At 67.0% G+C, this 17519-nt stretch carries 18 protein-coding genes; 6 read left to right on the top strand and 12 right to left on the bottom strand.

The window, feature by feature from the left end; all coding sequences use genetic code 11:
* A partial coding sequence (locus C449_RS02460; RefSeq protein ID WP_006076313.1) for a Gfo/Idh/MocA family protein occupies window positions 1-1389 on the bottom strand: 1389 nt, incomplete at its 3' end.
* A 166-nt stretch (window positions 1390-1555) separates the two neighbouring features.
* Here C449_RS02460 and C449_RS02455 point away from each other — a divergent pair.
* Entirely contained in the window at window positions 1556-1924 is a 369-nt protein-coding gene (locus C449_RS02455) for a DUF7475 family protein (RefSeq protein WP_049913832.1), read from the top strand.
* Window positions 1925-2023: 99 nt separating this feature from the next.
* Here C449_RS02455 and C449_RS02450 read toward each other — a convergent pair whose 3' ends face one another.
* The 4 genes from C449_RS02450 to hisC are packed head-to-tail and all read right to left on the bottom strand — an operon-like array spanning window position 2024 to window position 4885.
* On the bottom strand, window positions 2024-2551 hold the full coding sequence (locus C449_RS02450) for a multiprotein bridging factor aMBF1 (protein ID WP_006076311.1): 528 nt from the start codon (window positions 2549-2551) through the stop codon (window positions 2024-2026).
* Window positions 2552-2597: 46 nt separating this feature from the next.
* Window positions 2598-3215 carry a CDP-alcohol phosphatidyltransferase family protein gene (locus C449_RS02445; RefSeq protein WP_006076309.1) on the bottom strand — a complete coding sequence of 206 codons (618 nt, stop codon included), beginning with the start codon at window positions 3213-3215 and terminating at the stop codon, window positions 2598-2600.
* Between the two features lie 18 nt (window positions 3216-3233).
* Window positions 3234-3797 (bottom strand): adenylate kinase family protein, encoded by a 564-nt coding sequence (locus C449_RS02440; RefSeq protein WP_006076307.1) that lies wholly within the window; start codon window positions 3795-3797, stop codon window positions 3234-3236.
* Entirely contained in the window at window positions 3794-4885 is a 1092-nt protein-coding gene (hisC, locus tag C449_RS02435) for a histidinol-phosphate transaminase (protein WP_006076306.1), read from the bottom strand. Before hisC ends, C449_RS02440 begins: the two co-directional genes overlap by 4 nt.
* A gap of 166 nt (window positions 4886-5051) precedes the next feature.
* Here hisC and C449_RS02430 point away from each other — a divergent pair, with 166 nt between their 5' ends.
* Window positions 5052-6314 (top strand): inorganic phosphate transporter, encoded by a 1263-nt coding sequence (locus tag C449_RS02430; RefSeq protein ID WP_006076305.1) that lies wholly within the window; start codon window positions 5052-5054, stop codon window positions 6312-6314.
* Between the two features lie 51 nt (window positions 6315-6365).
* On the opposite strand, the gene C449_RS02425 is transcribed toward C449_RS02430, so the two are convergent.
* The 4 genes from C449_RS02425 to C449_RS02410 form a co-directional block, all read right to left on the bottom strand.
* A complete protein-coding gene (locus C449_RS02425; protein WP_006076304.1) occupies window positions 6366-7655 on the bottom strand; it encodes an HflX GTPase family protein in 1290 nt (429 codons plus the stop codon).
* 236 nt (window positions 7656-7891) lie between these two features.
* Window positions 7892-9478 (bottom strand): GMC family oxidoreductase, encoded by a 1587-nt coding sequence (locus tag C449_RS02420; protein ID WP_006076303.1) that lies wholly within the window; start codon window positions 9476-9478, stop codon window positions 7892-7894.
* A complete protein-coding gene (locus tag C449_RS02415) occupies window positions 9475-10044 on the bottom strand; it encodes a gluconate 2-dehydrogenase subunit 3 family protein (protein WP_006076302.1) in 570 nt (189 codons plus the stop codon). The genes C449_RS02420 and C449_RS02415 overlap by 4 nt, the downstream gene beginning before the upstream one ends.
* Window positions 10045-10131: 87 nt before the next feature.
* A complete protein-coding gene (locus C449_RS02410) occupies window positions 10132-10899 on the bottom strand; it encodes a fumarylacetoacetate hydrolase family protein (protein WP_006076299.1) in 768 nt (255 codons plus the stop codon).
* A gap of 109 nt (window positions 10900-11008) precedes the next feature.
* Between C449_RS02410 and C449_RS02405 the strand changes: the two genes are divergently transcribed.
* The gene (locus C449_RS02405; protein ID WP_006076297.1) at window positions 11009-11716 is read left to right on the top strand and encodes a metal-dependent hydrolase; all 708 of its coding nucleotides are present in this window, start codon (window positions 11009-11011) and stop codon (window positions 11714-11716) included.
* Between the two features lie 122 nt (window positions 11717-11838).
* Window positions 11839-12234, top strand: a complete 396-nt coding sequence (locus tag C449_RS02400) for an OsmC family protein (protein WP_049913835.1) — start codon at window positions 11839-11841, stop codon at window positions 12232-12234.
* Between the two features lie 234 nt (window positions 12235-12468).
* On the opposite strand, the gene C449_RS02395 is transcribed toward C449_RS02400, so the two are convergent.
* Together C449_RS02395 and C449_RS02390 are read right to left on the bottom strand one after the other, a co-directional pair.
* A complete protein-coding gene (locus tag C449_RS02395) occupies window positions 12469-14580 on the bottom strand; it encodes an OB-fold nucleic acid binding domain-containing protein (protein WP_006076295.1) in 2112 nt (703 codons plus the stop codon).
* 49 nt (window positions 14581-14629) lie between these two features.
* Entirely contained in the window at window positions 14630-14893 is a 264-nt protein-coding gene (locus C449_RS02390; RefSeq protein ID WP_006076294.1) for a hypothetical protein, read from the bottom strand.
* A 151-nt stretch (window positions 14894-15044) separates the two neighbouring features.
* Between C449_RS02390 and C449_RS02385 the strand changes: the two genes are divergently transcribed.
* Together C449_RS02385 and C449_RS02380 are read left to right on the top strand one after the other, a co-directional pair.
* Window positions 15045-15437 carry a hypothetical protein gene (locus tag C449_RS02385; protein WP_006076293.1) on the top strand — a complete coding sequence of 131 codons (393 nt, stop codon included), beginning with the start codon at window positions 15045-15047 and terminating at the stop codon, window positions 15435-15437.
* Window positions 15438-15535: 98 nt separating this feature from the next.
* Window positions 15536-16816 (top strand): sulfite oxidase, encoded by a 1281-nt coding sequence (locus tag C449_RS02380; protein WP_006076292.1) that lies wholly within the window; start codon window positions 15536-15538, stop codon window positions 16814-16816.
* Here the strand turns inward: C449_RS02380 and C449_RS02375 are convergent, their stop codons facing one another.
* Window positions 16817-17416, bottom strand: coding sequence for a YIP1 family protein (locus tag C449_RS02375; protein ID WP_006076291.1), 600 nt, complete (start codon window positions 17414-17416; stop codon window positions 16817-16819). It abuts the gene before it with no gap.
* Window positions 17417-17519 lie beyond the last annotated feature (103 nt).

Here is a 17519-nt window from a genome sequence, read left to right as displayed (position 1 = left end):
GTCGCCGATCCGCGCCTCGTTGCCGTAGAGTTCGGCGGAGTCAAGCAGCCGATAGCCCGCGTCGAGCGCCGTCGCGATCGATTCACGCCGGTCGACGTACTCGTCATCGCGGTAGCGCGAACAGCCGAACCCGATCGGCGGGAGCCGTATCGCCGCGTCCGTCCGTGCGCGGTCCGGTTGGGCGACGGGCGTGGGCAGACGAGTCGTCGAGGCTTCGAAGTCCGGACCGCCAGCCGAGTCATCCCGACGGGCGGCCGAGTTGTCCCGATGAGCGGCCGTCCCGCCGCCGTCGACCTCGATCGTCTCGTTCCGATCGGCAGGTGTCCCGGTCACTGCTTTGGCAGCTGTTCCAGCCACCGCTTCGGCGCAAGTTTCGATCACGGCTCCGTCGGCTCCAGCACCTTCGGCCACATCCTCGATCGCGTTACACACGGCGACGACGTGTGCGCCCCGGCGGGCGCTTTCCCGGGGCGTGCGCCCCTCACGAATGGCCGCCGCGAGCCGGGCCGGCCCGTCGATGTGGCCCCTGTCCGCCGCGGGGGACTGTGGCGGGACGGCCGTGTACCCGCGTCCGACCCGGCCGAACGTCACGTGGTCGTCACCGTCGACGAACGCGCCGGCGTCCCGGAGGTAGACCGAGCCGTCGTCGCCGTGGAGTTCGAGCCCGTAGAACTCGCGGCTCCGGTGTGGGACGTAGAGGCTCGCAGTGAGCCGGACCAGCGGCCCCGCCGCGAACGAGAGCGTTGCCTCGACGTGGGTCGGTTTCTGGGGTACCGCTTCCGAGCGATCCGGCCACGGCGCGGCGGCGTCGGCGCTCCGCACGCGCTCGACGGGGCCGAACCACGCGACGAGCAGCGAGAGTGGGTACACCGCGCCGTCGTACAGCGGTCCCACCTCGAAAAACGACTGCGGACGGTCGTGCCAGTCGGTCACCCGGCCGACGTGGGCGTGGGCGGACGCCATCCGCACTGGCCCCGTCCGGCCGTCGGCCAGCATGGTGGCGGCCCGCTGCTGTGCGCCACACCGGTGGTTGATCGGGGCGCAGGCGAGGCCGAGACCACGCCGTTCGGCCAACGCGATGAGGTCGGCCGCGACCGCGGCGTCGGTCGCCAGCGGTTTCTCGCTGAAGACGTGGCGATCGGCGTCGAGGGCGGCCCGGGTCACGCTGGCGTGGGCCGCGTGGCTCGTCAGGTTCACGATCAGCGGACTCGACTCATGGTTGAGCAGCGTCGCCACGTCACCGTAGGCGGTCGCGTCGTGGGCAGCAGCGACCGCTGCGGCGCGGTCGCGGTCGTGGTCACAGACGGCATCGAGCGACAGCGACGTGTCGTCGATACCCGCGAGGTACTCCCTCGCGACCGAGCCCGCGCCCACGAGCGAACACTTCATGATAGCATGGAGTGATGTGCCAACAAAAGCCGTTCGCCGCCCACGAACCCCGCCGCCAGCTCGTTCTTTTCCCGGCCGTGGCGAGGATCGCGGAACCCGCGCGACAGTGGATGTCGCTGCCCGAGTGAAGGATAGGTTTACGGGCCGGAGGCCCACAACATGTACTATGGGAACAAGCACCGATATGGACACCGGGATCGGCTCGCTCGCCGGCGCTCCGCTCCGGTCGGTCGGGATCGTTCTCGCGGTGATCACCGGCGTCATCCACCTCTATCTCGGTGTGAGCTTCATCGATTCCCCCCTCGGGTTGAGCTTCCTCGTCGCAGCGGTGGGGTTCGGGATCGGCATCGTCGGAGTGCTCTACGACTACCGTCGTACCCTCCTCTACGTGCTCGGCATCCCCTTCGTCGCCGGACAGATCGTCGTGTGGTACGTCGTGAACGCCCCCGATTTCGGCACGCTCGGATACGTCGACAAGGCTGTCCAGGCCGTGCTGATCGTCGTCCTCGTTTTACTCTATCGTCGAGCCGCGTGAGGCTCGTACCACCGCTTTCGACGGCGTTGTTGGTCTCTATCCAGAATATTCGCGGTTTGCGAGCCGTGGTCGTTCGCGATACCCGTGCCGAACGCGGGGTCAGGAGTCCTTTCGCTGCACCACGTCGCCGAGGGTGTACTCGCCGCTCGCGGAACCACCCTCCCAGTCGGTGTCATCGACGCCGCCCTCGGTGAGCGTGATATCGAGCCGGCGTTCGAGCTTGCTCTGGACGCTATCGCTCGGCAACATCGAGCCGCGTTCGAGTTTCCGGATGAGGCTCGCCTTCTCGTTCAGCTCCTTCGCGAGATCCTCCTGGCTGAGGCCGTCGGCCTCGCGCGCGCTCCGGATGCGATCGTCGTAATCCTGGACGACCTCTTCCATGTCGTCGAACATGTCCGGCCCGCGCGAGGTCGAGCCACCACCGCTCGATCCGCTCCCACCGGACGACGCGCTCGCCCCGTCCTCCGACGAGCCTGTCGAGTACTTGGTGGACGTGCTCTCGGACGCGGGCTGGCGGACTTCGGTCCCGAACTCGGCGCAGTCGTCGCAGACGTCGATCTCCGCGCCCTCGATCTTCACCGTCGTCGGAGAAGCGGTCTCCGCACCGCACATCTCACACTGGACCATGCCTCGATGGAGGCCGTCCCTGCGTATAAAACGTCCGCCACCCGCCTCACTCCTCGGCAGCGAGCGCCCGCAATGCGTAGTAGAGGCGCTGGAGCGCGGTGAGATGGCCGACGACCGCGAAGACGACCAGCAGCCAACCGACGGGGCCGACGCCAGCGATCGTGGGCTGGACGAACGCCGCAACCCCGGTCACGATCCCGATCAATGCGAGCCGATCCGCGCGCCCGAGCAGGCCGCCGTACACCCGATCGAGATCGACAGCTTGAGCCTGCGTACCGAGATACGAGGTCAACAACACGCCCGTCACCGCAGCGAGACCGAGCGTCGGCCGATCGATCCCGAGCGCGAGGCCGACCACCAGCAGGACATCGGCGTATCGGTCGAGGACGTGATCGAGCAGATCGCCCGCCCGCGAGGCGGTGTCGAGCCGGCGCGCGAGCGCGCCGTCGAGCAGATCGAGCGAGCCGTTGAGTCCAACGCAGACCGCGCCAGCGAGATACCACAGCGCCTCGCCGCCCGCGAGAACGTACGCCACCCCCGCCGCAGCCGCGAACACGAACGCGACGACGCTCACGACGTTCGGCGTCAGTCCCGCTCGGGCCGCGAGGCCGACGAACGGTTCGAGGAGACGGTCGGCGGTCGAGCGGTACCCATCGAGTGTCATGGCTGGTGACTCATGGGATCAGAGGTACTCGACGAACGAGACGGTTCCGGCGCTCGGTTCACGCTCGCCGGCGATGACGGCCCGAATTTCGCTGGCGACATCCTCGGGAGCGCGATCGGTCGCGTCGATCTCGTACACCGCGTCGCGGCTGTGGCGCTCGACCGCCTCGCCGAGGATCACGTCGAGCGCCTCGCTTTCGGCGTTCTCCGTGATGGTGGCGTCGGGCTCCCCGCGGGCGGCGAGCCGATCTTCGAGTTCGGCGGGATGACACCGGAGCACGACCACGCGATCGGCGTTGAGCCAGTGGGCAAGATGGGATTCGACGAGGGCGATGTCGGCGGTGGTCTGGCGGTCGTCGAGCCAGGCCTCGACGCCATCGAGGTCCGCCACGAGGCTGTCGCGATCGGCGTCGGTCCCGGTCGACAGCCCCTCCTCGCGGATGACCTCGTTCAGGTGGACGAGATCGAGAGTTCCCTCGACACCGCCAGAGTCGTCGGCGTTGCTGCCGTCGTCGCGTGCGGCGAGCCGATCGGTCGCGGTCGTCTTGCCGGAGCCCGGCGTTCCGGTGACGGCGACTCTCACCCCGCAAGCACCTCGTTCAGCACGGAGACTGCGCGTTCGGTCTCTTCTCGGGTTCCACACGAGACCCGGACACATTCGGGGAGACCGAAGCTCGTACAGTCCCGGACGATCACGCCCCGTCGCTGGGCCGCCTCGGCGACTGCGGTTGCGTCGCTCACCTTGGCGAGTACGAAGTTACCCTCGCTTTCGTGGGTCTTGGTATCGAGTTCGCTTTCGAGATACTCGCGTGCCCACACGGCGCTCTCGACCGTTCGTTCGACGTGTTCGCGGTCGTCGAGCGCGGCGAGGCCGGCGCGACAGGCGACCGTGCTCGCCGCGAACGGCGTGTTCACCCGGGCGTACGCGCCGGCCCACGGCTCGGGCACGACAGCGTACCCCAGCCGGAGCCCTGCGAGACCGTAGGCCTTCGAGAAGGTGCGGAGCACTGCGACGTCCTCGCGGGCATCCCATCCCTCGCGTCCTTCGACCAGTCGGACGGCGCTCGGCGTCTCGGCGAACTCGCCGTACGCCTCGTCGACGACCACGAGTGTGTCCTCGTTCGTTTCCTCGGCGATCCGTTCGACGTCTGCGAGGTCGACGACTGTGCCGGTCGGGTTGTGCGGGCTGGTGAGGTAGACGATGCGCTCGCCGTCGTAGACGTCGAGCACCGCGTCGGCGCTCTGGGTGAATCCCTCCTCGGCCCGGAGCGAGTACGAACGGACTCGGCCGTGGTGATAGCGCGCGCTCATTCCGTAGTAGGCGAAGCCGGGTTCGGGCACGAGCACCGCCGCGCCGGGATCGAGTAACGCGCGCGAGAGATAATCCAGCGCGCCGTCGCCGCCGTTGGCGAGCCACACCTGGCTCGGCGTGAGCTCCCACTGATCGGCGATCGCGGCGACGAGATCGGTGTGAGCCGATTTGGGATAGACGTGGACCTCGCTTGCGGCCTCGCGGATCGCCGTCATCGCTGCCGGACTCGGACCGAGCGGGTTCTCGTTCGAGGAGAGTTTCACGAGGTCGTCGGGATCGAGTCCCAGCTCGCGTGCGACCTCCTCACTCCCCTCGCCGGCCCTGTAGACGGCGTGCTCGGAGAGATCGCGTGTCTGCATACCGGGACGAGCAGTCGCCGGGGCTTAAGCGTGCTCACACGGTCAGCCCGCGATCGAATGCGTTCGGGTGATGCGACGACTGCGGCAGACGTGACGATCACGAAGGCGGGTGCGGGCGTCGGTCGAAAGCGGCACTATTTAGTCAGAAGGTCCCGATAAGTTATTCATGGTTACTGCCGTTCTTATCATTGGTCTCGCGGTCGCGGTCTTCGTCGGCTTCAACATCGGTGGTTCCTCGACAGGAGTCGCGTTCGGTCCCGCGGTGGGGAGTCGACTCGTTTCGAAGACCGGCGCTGCCGCGCTGTTTACGGGGTTTGCGTTGCTCGGTGGGGCGACGGTCGGGACGGAGGTCATCGAGACGATGGGCGGTCGGATCGTCCCCGCCGATCAGTTCACACTCGCGGCGAGCGTCGGCGTGCTCTTTTTCGTCGGGCTTGCCCTGCTTATCTCGAACCTCTTTGGAGTACCAGCCTCGACCTCGATGACCGCAGTCGGCGCGATCGCCGGGCTCGGTGTGGCGAGTGGAAGCCTCGATTACGCCGTAATGTTCGAGATCGTCTCGGCGTGGATCGTCGCCCCGGTACTCGCCTTCTGGATCTGCGCGGTCGTCGGGCGCTACCTCTACCCCTATCTCGACGCGTGGTTCGGGATCGACCGCTCCGACGGCGCGCTGTTCGTGCTCGATCGATCGGGTTCAGTTCCGATCCCACACCTTGCCGAGGACACCAGCCGGAAGGAGGGGTTTTGGAGCGCGATCGTGCTCGCGATCAGCTGTTATATGGCGTTCAGCGCGGGCGCGTCGAACACCGCGAACGCGGTCGCGCCGCTCGTCGGCGGCGGGGCGATCAGTATCACTCAGGGCGTCGTCCTCGCGGCGGCGGCCATCGGTCTCGGCTCGTTCACGATCGCGCGACGCACCCTCGACACCGTCGGCAACGATCTCACCGACCTTCCGCTGCTCGCGTCGCTCGTGGTCGCCATCGTGAGTGCGACGATCATCACCGTACTCTCCGAGTTCGGGATTCCGGCGAGTCTCGCGGTCAGCGCGACGATGTGTATCGTGGGGCTCGGCTGGGGTCGGGCGACCCGCACGACGACCGTCGCCAGCGCGGCGACGGCCGCCATCCAGGGCAGCGAGGAGACGACGACCATCTCGACGAACGCACTCGCCGCCGACGATACGGCCACCGGAACTACTGCCGGCGACGTGGCTGGTGACGTCACCGGAGATACCGCGAACGGTGACGTCGCTGGTGCAGGTGGTGTGCCAGGAATCGGCGAGGAGGAACCCGACGAACTCGCCGCGAACGACCTGTTCGATCCCGCGACGACGGGACGCGTGGTCATGCTCTGGATCATGACGCCGTCGCTGTCGGCGGCCGCCTCGTTCGTGCTGTTCGAACTCTTTCCGGTCTACGGCGGCACGTGAGCCAGCCGTCCTGCTCCCATCTCGTCGCCGATCACACGCTTTCGTCGAGGATCAGCCGTCGACGCCGCCGACGGCCGCTGCTTTGGCTCGCGCCTGCTCGACGATCGACGGCCGCGCCGCGAACGTGACCGTGACCTGATCGCCTGCCGATCCATAGCTCACGTCCGCGACGTTCGCGTGGTCGTAGAGCCACGAAACGACGCTCATCGCCTCGTCGACGTTTTCCATCTCGACCGTGGTGCGTTCAGTCGGCAATTCGTCCTCGATCCGCGCCACGAGTCGATCGAGGTTCGTTCCCTCCCGGACGCTGATCGGCAGCGGTGACGGGGCGATGTCGGCCGCGGCCGCCAGCCGACGCTCGCGCTCCTCATCGTTGAGCAGATCGACCTTGTTGAGTGCGGTCACGACCGCCTCGCGTGGAACGTCCTGCGCATCGAGCACGTCGAGCGAGACGCGGAGTTTCTCGCGGAGTTCGTCGGGGGGATCGCTCGAATCCGCGACCAGCACCACGCGATCGGCCGCCGCAGCCTCCGAGAGCGTCGCGCTGAACGACTCGACCAGCCAGTGGGGCAGGTCCGCGACGAACCCGACCGTGTCGGTCAGTAGGACGGGACGCCCGCCGAGCGTCGCCCGGCGCGTGGTGGTTTCGAGCGTCTTGAACAGCCGATCCTCGACCGCCGCCGTCGCGTCGCGGTCCGCGTGGTCCGGTTCGATGTCCGCGAGTGTCAACTCGTCCGCGAGGCGGTGGAGCAACGTCGACTTGCCAGCGTTGGTGTAGCCCGCGATCGTCACGAGGTCGAATCCCTCCTCGCGCCGGCGCTTGCGGAACTCCGCCGCGGGATCGGGGAGTTCGTCGAGTTTGGTTTCGAGCCGATCGATCCGATCTTCGGCGTCGTACAGCGGCGATCCCTTCTCGACGCGTTTGTTGAACCATCCCTCGTCTGCCGATTCACGCATCCGTGGGAGTTCGTAGCGGAGTCGCGCCAGTTCGACCTGGAGCTGTGCTCGCCTCGTCCCCGCCTGGTCGCCGAACACGTCGAGGACCAGTCGATAGCGATCGTGGACGCGGGTCCCGTCCGGCAGCGCCGCTCGAATCCCGTGGTTCTGTGCTGGTGTGAGTTCGCCGTCGACGATAGCGATCTCGGCCCCCGTTTTGGCGACCCGATCTGCGAGCTGTTCGACCTTCCCCTGTCCGAGATGTGTACCGGGATCCTCGGCTCGAACCTGCGTCACCTCGTCGACGATCGTATAGCCGGCGGCTGCGGCGAGCGCTCGGATTTCGTCGGTCGCGGGCGTGCCGCTATCGACGCGCTGTACAACGATTGCGTTCGTAGCTGTCATGTGTGGTAGTGGTGTGTCGTCCGTGGACGATGCGGCCGGCTCGGTGATCACCGAGCGCTTGATGACGGAGCCGCCAGCCGACGCTGTCGAACCAGCGATGGGTCGGGAAACGGCGGCCCGGTCAGAAGACGAATAGGGTGGTCATCGGTCGACCTCTGTAATCACTCTCAGGAACCAGGGATAAAAGCGTTGTCCCGAAACGGCCGCTGATCGCCGCACTGCCACCACACTGTCCCTTAGAGCGCCGTATCGACGTGGTCGGCCGCCTTCAGCGCGAGCGCGGCGATGGTGAGCGTGGGGTTCATCGCGCCGCCAGTGACGAACACACTGCTGGAGGCGATGTGGAGGTTTTCGACGTCGTGGGTCCGGAGTTCGGGGTTCACGACGCTCGATGCCGGATCGGTCCCCATCCGCGTTGTTCCCATATGATGGAACGCCGGGCCGGTGTTTTCGGGACCGACGGTCCACTCGATCGTGGCCCCGAGTTCGTCGAGGATCGACCGCTGGATCTCGTTGGCCCGCCGAATAGTTCGCTTCGTGTGCTCGCCGATCGACCACCGGACATCCGGTACCGGGTTGCCGTGATCGTCGGTGGTCGAGCGGTCGAGCGTCACGCGGTTTTCCTTCCGGGGTAGTTGGCCGACCAGTCCGCCGACCGTGACGTGGGTGCCGTAGGCGTCCCGGAGGGAATCGAGGAGCGCGTCGCCCCACTCGTCCCCCGAGAGCGCCGTCTCGACGGGCGACGGCCCAGCGTAGTTGAAGAACTCGAGTTTGATCGGGTTGTAACCGTCCAGATCGTAGAACTGGTGGCTCTCGGTGGTGTTGAACCCGACGTGCTTCTGGCGGGTCCGGCGGTTGAGCCGGCCGCCGACGCCCGCGAAACAGTGTTCGGTGAAGTATCGGCCCACGAGCCCGCTCGAATTGGCGAGTCCGTCGGGGTGGTTGGGCGAGTCCGAAAGCAGGAGCAGGCGAGGGGTTTCGATCCCACCGCAGGCGATCACGAACCGACGAGCCTCTTGAGCGTGTTCGCCGTCTGGCGTCGCGTACACCGCGCGCGTCACTCGCCCCTCTCCATCGGTTTCGAGGCGCTGAACCGGCGCGCGGTCGATCACGCGTGCGCCCGCCGCCTCGGCCTTTCGGACGTGGACGGTCGCGTCGTACTTCGCGCCTGAGGCGCAGACGGGTTTGCAGGTACCGTATCCGACGCAGGCCGACCGTCCGTCGTAGGGCTCGGAGTTGCGCGCGTTCCCCACCGAGTGGGTGGTGATTTCGAGTTCTTCGCACGCCTCGGCGAAAATCGAGTCGCTGTAGGAGGGCGGAAAGGCGGGGAGGGGATACGGCTCCTCGCGCGGCGGCGCGAACGGGTTGTCGGCGGCCCCCGCCACGCCGAACGCGCGCTCGGTGGCCGCGTAGTACGGTCGGAGATCCTCGTAGGAGAGCGGCCAGTCCGCGGCGACGCCGTCGCGACTCCCCCGCTTGAAGTCGGCCTCATGGAGCCGCATCACCATCCCCTGCCAGTGGAGACTCGTCCCGCCGACGCCTTTCACCCGCGAGCGGTTCAGTGGGTACGGCCGCGGACCGGTCGAGACGTAGGCGTCGCGCTCGCCGCCCATATCCCAGACGCTTCGGTCGTCCTTTCCCGGACGGATCGTGCGCTCCATTCGCTCGGGGCGGTCCTCGAACGAGAACCGGGGCCCGGCCTCCAGAATCACGACGTCGTGACCGCGCTCGGCGAGCCGGTGGGAACAGAGCGCGCCCGCCGGGCCCGCCCCGATCACGCAGACGTCGGGCGCATTCGCGGGCGTCCGGTCCGCGCCGCTCATCGTGGCCCGTGCTGGTAGCTCTCGTGTCCGCCGGGATGGCCCTGGGGGTTCTCGAGTCCAACGAGTTTTCCACCGGCAGGTGAGGTGTAGAGCGCGTACAGGAGTTCGTTCACCACGTAGTACCGCACTCGTTCGGCGGTCGATCCTTCGGGATCGGGATCGGCAGTATCCGCACCCATCTCGCGCAACACCCCATCCCGATCTTCGGCGTCGAGGCTCGCGTATCGCCCGTCGTACCACGATTCCGCGCGATCGTCGATGGCGGCAACTGCTCGTTCGACGCCCCGTCGGTACTTCTCTCGCTCTTCGATACGCCCAAGTGCGTAAGTTTCGACGAACCTCGGAATTCCGGTTATCTCGTCGGGATAGACGACGCGCGCGGTCGCAACGAGAGGATCGCGCACCGTCGTGAACGCCGCGTCCGCCGCAGTCGACGATCCGTCATCCGTCTCCGTTCGCGCTCCGCTCGGCTCGCTTTCGTTCCGTCCGATGGCTGCCGCTCCACCGCCGCCGACGACGCTGCCGCCGGCGAGCGCCGCGAGCGCGTCCCGGCGCGTGAGTTCCATGTGAGGCGCGCGTTAGGTAAGCCTAAACTTAGGAGTTGGCATCCGCACCGACCGAGTTCGTGGCCGACTCTGGATCGTCGGCGTGGCTCAGGGGATCGTGACCGAGTGCGAGAGCGTGCCGATCCCCTCGATCTCGACCTCGACCTCGTCGCCGTCGGCAAGTGGGCCGACGCCCGCGGGCGTGCCTGTCGAGATCACGTCACCGGGTTCGAGGGTCATGTACGTCGTGATCTCCGCGATCAGTTCGGGCACCGAGAAGATGAATTTCTCGCGCGAGGAGCGCTGTTTCGTCTCGCCATTCAGACGGAGTTCGATTGTGGCGTCGTCGGGTACCTCGTCGGGCGTCGCGAGGACGGGCCCCATCGGTGCAGCCCCGTCGAACGCCTTCCCGCGGACCCAGTTCTGCTCGATCCGCTGATCGTCGCGGTTCGAGAGGTCGTTCACGCAGGTGAACCCGGCGACGACATCCATCGCGTCCGCCTGGTCGACGTGCCGGCACTCCCGGCCGATCACGACGCCGAGCTCGGCCTCGTACTCGATGCGTTCCTTCTCGGCGAGCAGCTCCACGGTCTGCTCGTGGCTCGCCACGGTGTTCGGTCCCTTCAGGAAGAGCAACGGGCGGTCGGGGAGATCCTTTCCCTGCTCGGCGGCGTGATCCTCGTAGTTCAGCCCGACGCAGACGATCTTCGTGGGCTCCGCTGGCGCGAGCACGTCTACTTCCTCGGGCGAGAACGTGTCGTCGGGGAACGCGACGCGACTGGTCGGCCCGGCGTTCGCGCTGATCGTCGCTTCGTCCGCAAGCCATTCGCCAGTACGGAGTTCGCCGTCCGGATCGCGGAATCGTACGCGGTGCATGGCGAGGTCTCGTGTCCGCTCCTGATAAACGTACACGAACGCGCTCTTGCCCCGCCTTCGCACGGCCGCCTACAGAACTAAGTGCGCGACGCGAGTACGACGGGACGCAATGGAACTCACCTGGCACGGTCACTCGACGTGGTACGTTGAGGTCGGCGACACCAGCCTGCTGATCGACCCGTTCTTCGACAACCCACACACCTCGATGGAGCCCACAGACATCGAGACGCCCGACTACGTGCTCCTCACCCACGCCCATTCGGATCACGTCGCCCACGCGGGCGAGTTCACCGATTCGACGATCGTCGCGCCGGTCGAGGTCGCGGCCTACGTCGAGAGCGAGATGGGAGCCGAGGACACCATCGGCATGAACATCGGCGGCACGCTCGAATGTGACGACGCCTACGTCACGATGCATCGAGCCGACCACACCAGCGGCGTCGATCTCGACTACGAGTACGAGCTCGGCAACCCTGCCGGGTTCGTCGTGAGCGACGAGCAGCCAGGCCCCGACGGCACCGGCACCGCCTTCTACCACGCCGGCGACACCGGGCTGATGTCGGAGATGAAAGACGTCATCGCGCCGTACCTCCAGCCCGACGCGGTCGCGCTCCCGATCGGCGATCACTACACGATGGGCATCTGGCAGGCATCGATCGCTGCCGAGTGGCTCGACGCCGATCACGTCTTCCCGATGCACTACGACACCATGCCGCCGCTCGAAGCCGATCCCCAGGAGTTCGTCGACGCAGTCGACGATCGCGGGATCGACGGCGAGGTCCACGTCCTCGACGACGACGGTTCCTTCGAGCTCTGAGGTCGGGACCGAAACCGACGGTTCGTCGTCGGTCGTCCCGGCGGATCACTCCGACCGCGATGGCGGCCCCGGCACACGAGTGGGCAATGTTTAGGGGTATGGCGGTCGTCGAGTCGGCCGCAATGGCAGATATCGAAGTCAGTAGCACGTCCGAGGAGGGATTCGTCACGCGAAGCCGGATCGGCGGCTTCGAACTCACCGTCGACGCCACCGAGGAGGAGGGTCCGGAGCCGAACGGGACGCTCGTCGCCGACTACGCCTCCTGTTACATCCCCGCGTTCCGCGTCGGGGCCCAGCAGCGCGACTACGACGACCTCGGCACAATCGAGATCGACGCCGAAGGCGATCTCGACGACGATGACGACCTCGAAGCGATCCGGTTCGACATCCGCGTCGAGGCCGACATCAGCGGTGACGAGGACGAACTCGTCGAGCGAGGCGAGGACATCTGTCACGTCCACTCAGCGCTCCGCGAGGAACTTCACGCCGACATCTCGATCGAAGGGAACGCACTCTAGAACCCACCTTTTTACTTCGGGGGTTCGCGCCTCGCACCGCTCGCGCTCAACCCCTCGCAAAAATCTGGACCAAAAACACCCGCTCGCTCGGCCTTCGGCCTCGTTCGCGGTATGACTGCTGGCGCTCTCCACGACCGCACAGCACGAGCCCTCGCTCGTTTCACTCGCTCGCCCTCGATCCACCAGGCACCGCCACCGCGACCGCACCGCCCAACAGCCGCCGCAACCGCGGCGTCAGTCGAACTGCTCGCCGATCGTCGTGACCGCAGCGTCGAGCACGGCGTCGCGCTCACCGAGCAGGAACTCGATCCGGTCGTCGCGGGCCGCTCGCGCAGCCACACCCGCTTCGGGGGCGCGCTCGGCGATCGCTTCGGCCATGGCTTCGAGATCGAGGTCGCCGGTGTGGCGAAGCAGGAGTTCGTCCTCGCCGAGCCCGAGGAGAACAGGCGAATCCTCCCGGGTCCGACGGTGGAGTTCGTCACACAGCAGATCGGTCGGCGGGAAGTCGTACCGGTGGGTGAACGCGTCGGTGTCGAGCACCGCCACGGTGACGCCGTCGGCCTCCCGTTGGTCGAGATGAGCCTCGGCGGTCTCGATCGCCGCGTCGAGCTTCTCGCGGAACTGGGTCGCGAGGCGTTCGGCGAGCGACTCGCTGCCATCGAACAGCAGGTCGGCGATCAGCTCCCGTTTGTCCTCGTAGGCCTGGTAGTTCGCCACCAGCGCGATCGCTTCGCGGACGTCGCGTGTCCGCTCGGCGTCGGCACCCGCCTCGGCCGCCAGATCGGCGTACGCTTCGGGCGTGCCCTCCCAGTAGCTCACTGCCGGGAGATTGCCGAGGTCGCCGCGAACGTCGGGGTTGACCCCCGACGCGACGGTCGCCGCAAGGGTGGTCGCGGTCGTGGCTGTCCCGGCGTCGCGGTCGGCCGGCGTGACGTGCGCCGCGAGATCGTCCGCGTCGAGCGCTCGATCACCGATCGCGGCCCGCTCGGCTCCATAGATCGAGAGCAGCGAGAGGCCGTCGCGCGAGCGCGCACTGCCGACGCCGCAGAACACGAACAGCGGGAACTTCTCGTCGTGGCGCTCGTTGGCGTCGAGCATCGACGTGACGTCGCGCGTCGCGGCGTCCATGTCGTAGATTCCGTCCTCGACCGGCCGACGGTCGAAGTAGTGATACTCGGCGTCGTCACGGGCGTGCTCCTCGCGCACCAAAGGCAGCGTGGCGCGCTCGATCGCCGCTCCCGCGACGTAGCCGTCGACGCTCGCGTCGTGACGCACGACGACGGGCCGGGATTCGAGCACTGCTCGCCGGATCAGCCCCGCGAGGTCGTGAATCTCCTCGCTGAGATCGTCGATCACGGGATCGTCGGCCAACGGTTCGATCGCGTCGGGCGCAGCCCGTTCGGCGAGTGCGTCCTCGAGTCGGGTCGTGACCGCATCCCGCTCTTCACCCTCGAGTACCGCGAGCCCCCCAGTCTCGATCTGGAGATCGTCGCGGTGGCGTTCGACCTCACCCTCGATGGCGACGACCGCATCCGTCTCGACATCCGGGTACGCGCGGACGCCGGCTTCCTCGAACGCCGCACAGTCCACAGTACCGGATTCGTCGTGGAGTTCGAACACCGTCGGGCCGCCGGTCTGGCGGACGCTCACGACTGTGCCCTCGACGCGGACGTGATCGCCGACACGGGATTCGAGGTCCGCAATCGGGACGCGCTCGCGTTCGGACTCGACCAGCGCCGCGCCCCCTTCGTCGGACGGGACAGCCGTTCGGGTGTCCTCTTCGTTTACCGAGTCGTCGCTATCGGTCGTCACCGAGGTGTCGCCGTCAGTCCCCGCTCCGGTGGTCTCGTCCGTGTCGGGTTCGTCCGCGCTGGCGATGTCGGTCACGGGTTCGGCCGCCGAGTCGGCGGCCGCGCGCTCATTTGGGTCGGTCGCCTCCGCCGTCTCGGATTCGGAGTCGGCCTCTGCCTCCGCGAGTCGGTCGCCCTCGGGATCGTCGACGAGCTCGCCACGGAACTCGCGTGGCGACTGGCGGATCGACCACGCGAGGTCGACGTTGCCGTTGTCGTGAACGTCGGTGACTTGAACGTAGACGGTCTCGCCCGAATCCCAGTCGAGGCTTTCGAGCCGGGTGTCGAGCTCGCTCCGATGGAGCAGACCGGTGACGCTGTCGCCGATGTCGACGAACACACCGAAGTCGGCGAAGCCGTCGACGGAGCCGCGGTAGAAGCGACCGGGGGTGAGCTGATTCGCGCGCGATCCTTCGAACTCGAAAACGACGTCCTCCTCGTGACTCCCACAGATGTGGCCGTCGACGGAGGTGCCGCAGATGATACAACTACCCATTACCGGATCGAGCGGCCGGGGATTAAAACGGTTGTCGAAACGCGGACGCTTACTCGAACACTGGACTGTCGTCTTCGAGTGCCTCGATGTCGCTCGCAACTCGGCTCGCATCGTCGGGAAACAGCGCGACTTGGACCTCGTTGCCCTCGTCGTCTTCGAACACGAGCTTCACGCGCTTGTCGCCGAACGCACGCGCCTCCGCCGACGCGACGTCGAACAGTTTCGCCTCGGCCGACTTGTTCGCCGGACCCACGTTCTTGAGCGCGCCGTCCTTGAGTTCGAGCATGAACTCGTCGATGTTCAGGGTGAGCACACTGGCGCTACGTCCACCCGATGGTTAACCCTCCGGCTCGGCGGCACCGAACGGTTCCCCCGACTGTCGCGACTGAACGATCCGTCCTTGACTCGATCCGTGGTGTGAGTCGGGGTAACATTTATTCATTCTTCCAGTATAGCTGTTGAGAATGGGGCGAACCGTTCCAGTGCTCGGCGGTCTCGCACAGGCGGCCGTCTTCGTCGTTTTGCTCGTCGCCGTCCGGCCCCCACCGTATATCTATCTCGCGACACCCGCCGTCGCCGGCCTCGTCGGGGCCCTGCTGAGCGATCGGTTTCAAAACGAGTTCGTCGACGCTGGTGCAGCGGGACTGGTCGGCACATTGCTCTCGTTGGGCGTCGCTCTCGTGATCGTCTGGACTAACACGGCGTCGCTTCCGCTCGACGTCCAGATCGATTTTGCATTTCTGACACTCACGCTCGGACTGTTCGTTGTCATCGTTCTGCTCCCGGTGGCCATGGGCATCAGTGTCGTCGTCGGTCAGCTAGCCGTCATCGCCGTCGACGGACAGACGAACCCCTGACGTCGGACCGCTAGAACGTCTGCGACGATGACGCTCGCTGCTCCGTGGCATCGACACGAGCGGGAAACGGTTATGCGGAATCCGCACGACTGGTCCGTATGAGCGAGACACGCGAGGGGCGACGCGAGGAGATCGATGCGATCCTCGACCGGAAACCGGGCACGAGCGAGACCCGCGACGAGGCCGACCGCTACACCGTCGTCGGAGCGGCGAGTCGGGAGACGTTCGCGAACTGGCTGACACCGATCGAGGAACACTTCGTCTGTCACCGGAACCCGATCCCCGATGGCGACGCCGACGCGTGGACCATCGACGTCGCCGGAACGGACGGAGACGAAACCGAACTCCCCCTCACCGACATCGTCGAGGACCTTCCCACGGTCGCTGTCGCACACACGATGGAATGCGCAGGCAACGGTCGCGGCCAGCACGACCCCGAGACGGGGAGCGTCCAGTGGGGCTGTGAGGCGGTCGGGACCGCCGTTTGGACCGGGACACCAGTACGGTCGGTGCTGCGGGCGTCCGGTCTCGATACGGACGCTGCGGCGACGGGCAGCGGGGCGGACGACGAGGACCGCTGGCTCACCGCGATCGGCGACGACAGCACCGAGGAGGAGACGTTCGCTCGATCGATCCCGCTCTCGAAGGCGCTCGATGATTGTCTCCTCGCTCACGGGATGAACGGCGAGGCGCTCCCCGCCGAGCACGGCTATCCGGTGCGGCTCGTGGTCCCTGGCTGGTACGGGGTGAACAGCGTGAAGTGGCTGTCCGAACTCCGCGTGAGCGAAGGGATGGTCACCGAGAGCGCGCTCGATCGGCCTGGCACTCACGCCCGGTGGCAGCAGGACGACTACCGCATCCATCCCGCGGGCGAGACGCCCGAACACGCCGACACCGTTCCAACGACCGGAACGTGGGACCAGCTCGAATCGTCGGCGGTCGACCATCCCTACACGTTCGACGAAACCGTGATGTCGCTGATCGGCCGACCGACCGGCGAGGAACCTATCACGCCTCACGAGGATACGGTTACAGTGCGCGGCGTCGCGTGGGCGGGCGACGACGAGATCGCGGGTGTCGAGGTCTCCACCGACAGTGGCGAGGCGTGGCACGACGCAGAGCTGTTCGGCCCCGACTACGCCGGCGCGTGGCGGCTGTTCGAGTACACCTGGGAGCCGACCCCAGGAACTTACACCCTCGCCTCGCGAGCGACCGACGAGCGCGGTCGGGCACAGCCGGCGACGATCGGGGCACCCGAGGACGGACTCGACGCGATCGAGAACGACCAGTTCCCCTGGAATGAGGGCGGATACGCCGCTAACGCGTATCTACCGAACGCGATCGAAGTAGAGGTCACCAGCGAGGACGACACGGCGTGATCAGCCGAACAGTCCGAGCGCGTTGATGGCTGCGAACCCGCGAAACGTGTAGGCGTAGCCGAAGACGAACGCTGCGGGGAGCGCCCCCGCGACCGCCGCGCGAGCGAGGCTCGTCCCGTGTACTTCGGCGATCCCGACGACGAGCAACGCTGCACCGTAGGCTGTGCAGACGGCCTGGAGCGGCGGGAACGGTATACCGGCGAAAACGCAGGGCGCGGTCGCGTAGGCGATCACCTGCACCGTCTCGCTGACACCGGCGCGATCCTCGACGAGCGGAACGAGCCCGAGAGTCGCGATTGCGGCCGCGAAGTGGAGTGCGAGCGGCGCGACGAACCCGGCTGCGACGACGAGCGCGACGACGCCCGAGACGAGCGGTCGGTTCGCGACGACCGGGTACGCGCCAGGAACGAGCGCGAAGCGGGTCGCCTCCTCGATCGCGACCACGGCCATCACGAACACCAGTCCGGGGGCCTGATCGCCCGGTGCGACTCCCGCCGCGAAAAACCGACGTGGACGAACCAGCACTTCGAGCCACGCACGAGCGAGCCCTATCGGACCTCTGTCGCGCCCGCCGGTCGGGTTCTCGACCCACTGCGTCACTGTCGGCGGTAGCGGGGCAGTCCCTATCCCGGTTTCGACACGCTAGTGGCCGGTAGTGTCGCAGTTTTTTCGGTTGTCGTTCCCGGACCGAATCGTCGCGAAA

Origin of the sequence: Halococcus saccharolyticus DSM 5350 (genome assembly GCF_000336915.1) — an archaeon.
Lineage (GTDB): Archaea > Halobacteriota > Halobacteria > Halobacteriales > Halococcaceae > Halococcus > Halococcus saccharolyticus.
Note: the sequence above shows the minus strand (reverse complement) of the source record. Positions and strands in the feature narration are given on the sequence as shown.

Excerpts from the sequence above, each read along its gene's own strand:
- C449_RS02405 (WP_006076297.1), top strand. The coding sequence starts at position 11,009 with ATGGAACTCACCTGGCACGGTCACTCGACGTGGTACGTTGAGGTCGGC.
- C449_RS02450 (WP_006076311.1), bottom strand. The coding sequence starts at position 2,551 with ATGGTCCAGTGTGAGATGTGCGGTGCGGAGACCGCTTCTCCGACGACG.
- C449_RS02445 (WP_006076309.1), bottom strand. The coding sequence starts at position 3,215 with ATGACACTCGATGGGTACCGCTCGACCGCCGACCGTCTCCTCGAACCG.
- C449_RS02410 (WP_006076299.1), bottom strand. The coding sequence starts at position 10,899 with ATGCACCGCGTACGATTCCGCGATCCGGACGGCGAACTCCGTACTGGC.
- C449_RS02400 (WP_049913835.1), top strand. The coding sequence starts at position 11,839 with ATGGCAGATATCGAAGTCAGTAGCACGTCCGAGGAGGGATTCGTCACG.
- C449_RS02395 (WP_006076295.1), bottom strand. The coding sequence starts at position 14,580 with ATGGGTAGTTGTATCATCTGCGGCACCTCCGTCGACGGCCACATCTGT.
- C449_RS02415 (WP_006076302.1), bottom strand. The coding sequence starts at position 10,044 with ATGGAACTCACGCGCCGGGACGCGCTCGCGGCGCTCGCCGGCGGCAGC.
- C449_RS02455 (WP_049913832.1), top strand. The coding sequence starts at position 1,556 with ATGGGAACAAGCACCGATATGGACACCGGGATCGGCTCGCTCGCCGGC.
- hisC (WP_006076306.1), bottom strand. The coding sequence starts at position 4,885 with ATGCAGACACGCGATCTCTCCGAGCACGCCGTCTACAGGGCCGGCGAG.
- C449_RS02420 (WP_006076303.1), bottom strand. The coding sequence starts at position 9,478 with ATGAGCGGCGCGGACCGGACGCCCGCGAATGCGCCCGACGTCTGCGTG.
- C449_RS02380 (WP_006076292.1), top strand. The coding sequence starts at position 15,536 with ATGAGCGAGACACGCGAGGGGCGACGCGAGGAGATCGATGCGATCCTC.
- C449_RS02430 (WP_006076305.1), top strand. The coding sequence starts at position 5,052 with ATGGTTACTGCCGTTCTTATCATTGGTCTCGCGGTCGCGGTCTTCGTC.
- C449_RS02385 (WP_006076293.1), top strand. The coding sequence starts at position 15,045 with ATGGGGCGAACCGTTCCAGTGCTCGGCGGTCTCGCACAGGCGGCCGTC.
- C449_RS02425 (WP_006076304.1), bottom strand. The coding sequence starts at position 7,655 with ATGACAGCTACGAACGCAATCGTTGTACAGCGCGTCGATAGCGGCACG.